Genomic DNA, 6,998 nt, shown 5'->3' on the forward strand with positions numbered 1-6,998 from the left:
ATTGAAATCTGTAAAGTATTTTTTATGATTTTCTTTTATTTTTTTCTTCTGCGGTAACAGTTCAAAGTTGCAGGGTTTTCTTTCGTCCTCTACTATGTAAATAAGCACATATAAAATAAAGGAGGGGTACCCGTTGAATTTTCTAACAAGATTTAGTTTGAAGAACTCCGTTGCCGTGTTTATTATTGCCATTCTTTTAATTTTAGGCGGCGTGTATTCGTTTACTCAACTCAAAGTAGATCAGTTTCCTGAAATCGAATTTCCTCAAATTTCTGTAGAAGCTGTTTACCCAGGCGCATCTCCAGATGATGTCGACAAGCAAGTCGTTTCAAAACTGGAAACCGCACTCAAAGGAATCGAGGGTTCCACTAAAATTACGAGCTCTGCTTACGAAAGTATCGGAATCATCAATATTGAATTCCCCTTTGATACCGATATGGACAAAGTCGAACAACAAATCGATGCTGCCATTCAGGATGCCAATCTTCCGGAAGAAGCAACAACAAAGTTAAATCGTTTTTCATTTGGTTCGTTCCCGATCTACAACATCTCCTTCTTTAGTAAAGATGGAAAAGAGATTGAATCTCTATTAAAGGATGAAATCGAACCAGAACTCAATAAAATTCCCGGCATCAACAGTGTTTCTGTTGGTGGCTACAAAGATGATCTGGTCCAGATTACTGTCGACAATAAAAAAGCGACCGCTGCCGGATTGTCGTTAACCAGCATCAAAGAACAAATCAATGCCAAATATGTATCGTTCCCATCTGGTCAACTTGCAGAAGGTGATTCAAAAATCCCGATTCGGGTCGAAGAAAAGCTGGAAAACTTAGATAAGTTAAAAAATCTCCAGCTGACATCTTCTGTTGCGTCAAGTCCAGCAACAGGCGCTCCATCAGGTCCTCCTACAGGAGGATCCGGTTCAGAGTCCGAAGCACCGGGTACAACGGGTGCACCAGAAGAAGCAGAACCAGCAGAACCAATCCGTCTCGGAGATATCGCAAAAATCGAAGCCGTTTCCGAGCAAAGTGAAAAAACACGTTACAACTTAAAAGATTCGTTATCGATGGCCATCACGAAAAAACAAGATGCGAACACTGTTGAAATTGCAGATGGTGTCACAAACATCTTGAACAAATATGATGATCAAATCGATTATACGATTGGCATCGATTCCGCTAAAGACATTGAGGAGTCAGTCGCTACTCTCGTAAAAGAAGGATTACTCGGTGCTTTGTTTGCTTCTCTTGCCGTCCTCCTCTTCTTACGAAACATCCGAGCGACCATCATTGCCATCGTCTCAATCCCGCTGTCGATTTTAATTGCGGCGATCTTCTTGAACTGGCAGGACATCTCGTTAAATATCATGACCCTTGGTGGTATGGCGGTTGCGGTCGGTCGTGTCGTCGATGATAGTATCGTTGTCATCGAAAATATCTTCCGGCGGGTCCGAAAATCAGAGTCAGGTATGACGAATGAAATCATCGAGCAATCGACGAAAGAGATCTTAAAAGCCATCACGTCTTCTACCTTGACGACCGTCGTTGTCTTTTTACCAATCGGGTTTGTCGGTGGCATCACAGGGAAGTTCTTCCTGCCATTCGCCTTGACAATCATCTTCTCGTTACTCGCTTCGCTTCTCGTTGCGATCACGATTGTGCCGATCTTAGCGAAATTCGCCTTCAAAAAAGTACCTGCTGAAGAAAAAGAAGGTGCCTTGCAACGTTGGTACGGCAAACTGATTGAAAAATCACTGTCGCACAAAGCGATTATTCTCGTCGTTTCGTTCTTATTGCTTGGCGGTTCACTTGCGATCGTACCGCAACTTGGGTTTACGTTCATTCCAAACGAAGCTTCCAAAACATTGACGGCTTCGCTTGAACTGCCGGCTGCAACATCTCTTGAGAAAACGAGTGATGTTTCGCTCAACATGGAAAAAATGTTCGATCAGGAAAAAGCGATTGCTGATGTCACGACATCCGTCGGAGCCCGTGATTTCACGACCGGCTTGCGACTTGATAACAAAGCCAGCTACTTCTTGAACTTAAAAGACGGAGCTGATGTCGAAAAGACAATTAAATCCCTTGAAACACAAATGGAGGATATCGCAAAAGAAGACGATGTCGATGTCAAAATCAGTGTTGCTGAACTGTCGACAGGTGGTCCGCCATCGAACAACAATGTGGATGTTGATTTGTTCTCGACTGATCTAGAAGCGCTCCAAAAAGCAGCAAAACTCGTTGAAGATAACATGACTAAAAACAACGATTTGAAATACGTCACGAATAACTTCAGCGAGAAACAGAAACAGTTCCTCGTTGAGATTGATCCTGAAAAAGCAAGTGATCGTGGTTTATCCGGTTTCCAGATTCTTGGTACGGTCAACGACCAAACCAAACCGGTTACCGTCGGAACGCTTAACCTCGACGATAAAGACCAAAACGTTCAATTGTCTTACCAAGAAGATTTGACATCAAAAGCAGATCTTGAAAACGTACAGTTGTTCTCGGCAACTGGTCCTGTAGCCTTAAAAGAGGTTGCGACGGTAAATGAAGTCGAGACGTTCACATCCATTCAGAAACTGGACGGCAAAGTGTACGCCCGCGTTTCTGGGCAAGTGAAGGGCGATAACGTCCAAACGGTTTCAAGTGACGTTAAAGCTGCTGTCGAAAAAATCGACTTGCCAGACGGTGTTTCCTTAACGAGTGGTGGCGGAAACGACGATACGGTCGAAATCTTCCAATCACTTGGTATTGCCATCGTCGTCGCCATCGGACTTGTCTACTTGACGATGCTGATTACGTTCGGAAAAGCACGGATTCCGTTCATCATCTTGTCATCGCTCATCTTCGTTCCGATTGGCTCACTCGTCACCTTGTTCTTGGCAAATGAGCCGTTATCCGTCAGTGTCATGATTGGTTTCTTGATGCTCATCGGTATCGTAACGACCAATGCCATCGTACTTGTCGACCGGATTGGACAAAATGTCACACGTGGTTTACCGATCCGCGAATCGTTGATCGAAGCCGGTAAAACACGACTTCGTCCAATCTTGATGACAGCATTCGCAACCATCATGGCCCTTGTTCCGCTGGCACTCACTACGTCATCCGGCACATTGATTTCAAAAGGTCTCGCCTTGACGGTTATCGGTGGATTAACGACTTCAACGCTCTTGACGTTGATCATTGTCCCTGTCGTCTACGAACTGTTCTTCTTCAAAAAAGTAAAAAAAGAACAGCAGTCCTAACAAAAAATCCTTCTCTCATTTATGAGGGAAGGATTTTTTTGATTATTTTTCAAGTACTTCATCGGTTCGATCAATCGTTCCATTATGTTTAGCGACAAGACCGTCCAGTACAGACGGTTCAAATTCTTCACCAATCGCAATGATTCCTGTTTTTCCGGGTGGAATCACACCGAGTGTGCGTTTAAACGTTTCCTGGACGGCTTGATTTTCTTTTAAATCCTTCGAGCCGCCAATCAACATCCCTGTCATCGAGCCTAACAGAATGCCGAACGGTCCTCCGAGAATCCCGACGGCCATCCCAATCAAGGAACCTTTGAAGGCTTTATTGGAGCCGCTTAAATCGACCGCATCTTCAAACGAAAACGCCCCGCTTTCACTTCGTTTAATGACAGCGATTTGTTCAAAATCAACTTGACCGTTGGCATGATACTTTTTCAGTTCGCTGAACACTTGATACGATGTCGCCTCTTCTTCGAATGTAAAGGTAATGATATGATGCTTCTCTTCTTTTTTAGCCACAGCTTCCACCTCTTTCACAAAAGACAGACCGCAACCCTTGACGATGAGTGACACACCATTTATTTACCATTCGTCGCTTGAAACAAAACCTGTTAAGGCGTCATCGGTTTCCCCGGTTCCAACTTGTAGTATTCTTCCATCGTCAAGCCGCTCACTTTCAATTGAGCAGCAAGCGTCGCCCCGACATAACGAAAATGCCAACTTTCATACGTATAGCCGGTCCATGATTCTTTACCGAGCGGATAACGCAGATGGAAACCGTAGCGATAGGAATTAGCGGCCAGCCATTTTGCCTCTTTTGTGCTCGAGAAGCTGAACTTGGCATATCTGGAAGAGTCTGCTCCGCCGATATCAAAACCAAGTCCTGTCTGATGCTCGCTTTTCCCGGGTTGTGCGCTGTACGTACTTGCTTTTTCAAAACCGTCACGTGCCACATACTTGTCAAACAGGGCTTTCTGATAGGCATAAGAACGGTATGTACTAAATGCAACTAAAGTGATTTTTTCTTGTTTAGCAGCGAGTTTCATTTTTTCAAAGGCTGCCCGCGCAATTGGACTTTCCCCTGGAGCATATGTGGAACGTAACGGCAAATTTGGATTAACAACCAACGTCTTCCCGATACGTAATCCGCCGATTTGTTGATCTGTCAGTAAAAATTTTGTACTGGCATATCCTGTCTTGGTCCCGTAACGGACTTTCGACCAAGTTCCAAGTCGACTGACCTCAGTGACATATTCTGAAGTCGGGATGACCGTAACGACTTTATTCTCTGTCGAGGCACCTGTACGAAGATTCAATTGCGTCTTCGCTTGGCGGTAAGTCGAAGCTTCCGCTACTTGTGAAAAACTAGCAATTGTTGCCGTAGCGGAGAGGACGATCACCATCGTTCGCTTCATTTTTGTCATATTTTCTATAAGCTCCTTTTTTCAAAAACAAGGGAATCAGTTTTTATATTTAGAATACCATTCCTTTCAAGACCTCACCATTTTTTAGTCAGGGTGTAATCAAAATGAATTAATTAGTGGATTGTACGTCAAATAGGCATTACAAAAGGATTGAATTTTAATCCATATGGGTAAAGATTCGTTGTATGCGTTTTCTTTAAATAATGATTATGGTCCGTCAGGGGGAGAATCTTTATGACTGTTTTAGATGTTGGTTTCATCATCATCTCCCTTCTTTGGTTACTCGAACTGTTACTTTTTCGAAATCGTCAGAAGGAACCTTCTCCACTCGAAGAACGACGAAGCTTTTATTGGATTTTAGCTACTTTGCTCGGCACCATTATCTTTTCCATTTTACTTGCTCCATCCAAATCTCATGTTTTATCGCAACAAATTGGACTGCTGTTATTAACTCTCGGTGTTTTTTTACGTTACTGGGGCATATATCATCTGAAGCATCAGTTCACACGACATGTCACTGTCAACTCAGGAGATCAACTCGTCAGCACAGGTCCTTATCGTGCCTTGCGCCACCCACTTTACACCGGTTTACTTTTCATCACGGCCGGCTTTCCCTTGTACTTCGGACACCTGATATTGACGTTATTCGCGACAGTGCTGATGTTTTTTGCTTTATTGCACCGCATTCGAATCGAAGAACGGCTGTTAACCGAAGGCTTCGGACCGGCTTACACTGCATGGGCACGTAAAAGAAAACGATTAATTCCGTTCATTTACTAAGACATAAGGAGATGTGATTTTTTTGAAAAAACAAGCTGTAGTCATTGGAGCAGGTTTAGCAGGTATGTCCGCCGCAATTCGCCTCGCAGGAGACGGATATGACGTCACGATGCTTGAGCAAAACGGAAATGTTGGCGGGAAGTTGAACCAACGGAGCGGTCAGGGGTTCACCTTCGATACCGGTCCATCTATCTTGACAATGCCTTGGGTGCTCGAACAGCTCTTTACGAGTGTGCATCGTCGCCTGGACGATTACTTAGAAATTGAACGAATCGAACCGCAATGGCGGACATTTTTCGAAGACGGGACACAGCTCGATGTCAAAGGCGATTTGCCGGGGATGCTCGAAGAGTTTAAGAAGGTCTCTGATCAAGCTGACTTCGTCGAACTGTTCAGCTATTCGAAAAAAATGTATGATCTCTGCTTAGACAGCTTCTATAAATATAGTCTCGAAGACTTAAAAGATTTAAAAAAATACCACACGATGTCGGAATTACTGAAGATGGATCCGCTTAATACCGTTGCAAGTGGTACGAAAAAACATCTCAATAACAAGTATCTCGAACAATTGTTTAACTATATGGTCATGTACGTCGGATCCAATCCGTACGAAGCACCTGCTGTCTTCAATCAAATGATTTATGTCCAGATGGGGCTTGGTATTTATTACGTGAAAGGCGGCATGTATAATATCGCCCGTGCCATGAAAACAGTCCTCGATGAGCTTCGTGTGACGGTTCACGTCAACACACCGGTTGAACGGGTCGTTACGGAAGGAAAACGCGCGATTGGCGTGGAAGCAAAAGATGGTACTTTCTATCCGGCTGATGTCGTCGTGTCGAATCTCGAGGTCATTCCGACGTATGAGCGTCTCGTTGCTGACAAAAAAGGACCAAAACAGGCTAAAAAACTAAATCAATCGTTTGTTCCATCTGTCTCGGGTCTTGTCCTGTTACTCGGGGTTAATCGGGAATATAAAGACTTGAAGCACCATAACTTCTTCTTCTCCGACGATCCGGAGCGTGAATTCGCGCAAATGTTCAAGGAAGGTGTACCGCCGGAAGATCCAACGATTTATGTCGGTGTTTCGTCTAAATCCGATGCTTCGCAGGCACCGGAAGGAAAGGATAACTTGTTTGTCCTGACACACGTTCCGCCACTGACGAAACAAGGTGGAGAAACCGATTGGGATGCGTACCGCGAAGTTGTTCTCGACAAGCTGGAACGCATGGGGGTAACGGATTTACGTGAAGCGATTGAGTTCGAATACCGTTTCACACCGGAAGATTTACAATCGCTGTACGGTCCAAATGGCGGCTCGATTTATGGAGTGGCTGCTGACCGGAAAAAGAATGGTGGATTCAAAATTCCATCGAAAAGTGATCTGTACGAAGGACTCTATTTTGTCGGCGGATCGACGCATCCGGGCGGAGGCGTACCGATGGTCACATTGTCTGGTCAGCTCACAGCTGATTTAATCCAGAAACATGAAAATCCCGTCAAAGCGTGACAACTAATAAAAACAGGAGATCGTCCCTTAAGGG

At 44.4% G+C, this 6,998-nt stretch carries 5 protein-coding genes; 3 read left to right on the top strand and 2 right to left on the bottom strand.

Going from position 1 to position 6,998, the window contains the following annotated elements:
• Positions 1-133 precede the first annotated feature (133 nt).
• Positions 134-3,250, top strand: a complete 3,117-nt coding sequence (locus ACHA8N_RS03245; RefSeq protein ID WP_393964690.1) for an efflux RND transporter permease subunit — start codon at positions 134-136, stop codon at positions 3,248-3,250.
• Between the two features lie 42 nt (positions 3,251-3,292).
• On the opposite strand, the gene ACHA8N_RS03250 is transcribed toward ACHA8N_RS03245, so the two are convergent.
• Positions 3,293-3,769 (bottom strand): DUF456 domain-containing protein, encoded by a 477-nt coding sequence (locus ACHA8N_RS03250; protein ID WP_026833904.1) that lies wholly within the window; start codon positions 3,767-3,769, stop codon positions 3,293-3,295.
• 92 nt (positions 3,770-3,861) lie between these two features.
• Positions 3,862-4,674 (bottom strand): D-alanyl-D-alanine carboxypeptidase family protein, encoded by an 813-nt coding sequence (locus ACHA8N_RS03255; RefSeq protein ID WP_393964691.1) that lies wholly within the window; start codon positions 4,672-4,674, stop codon positions 3,862-3,864.
• Between the two features lie 234 nt (positions 4,675-4,908).
• Here ACHA8N_RS03255 and ACHA8N_RS03260 point away from each other — a divergent pair, with 234 nt between their 5' ends.
• Together ACHA8N_RS03260 and ACHA8N_RS03265 are read left to right on the top strand one after the other, a co-directional pair.
• Positions 4,909-5,454 carry a methyltransferase family protein gene (locus ACHA8N_RS03260; RefSeq protein ID WP_393964692.1) on the top strand — a complete coding sequence of 182 codons (546 nt, stop codon included), beginning with the start codon at positions 4,909-4,911 and terminating at the stop codon, positions 5,452-5,454.
• A gap of 22 nt (positions 5,455-5,476) precedes the next feature.
• On the top strand, positions 5,477-6,964 hold the full coding sequence (locus ACHA8N_RS03265) for a phytoene desaturase family protein (RefSeq protein WP_393964693.1): 1,488 nt from the start codon (positions 5,477-5,479) through the stop codon (positions 6,962-6,964).
• The last annotated feature ends 34 nt before the right edge of the window (positions 6,965-6,998 follow it).

The sequence above is a fragment of the Exiguobacterium sp. S22-S28 genome (assembly GCF_043359615.1).
Taxonomy (GTDB): Bacteria; Bacillota; Bacilli; order Exiguobacteriales; family Exiguobacteriaceae; genus Exiguobacterium_A.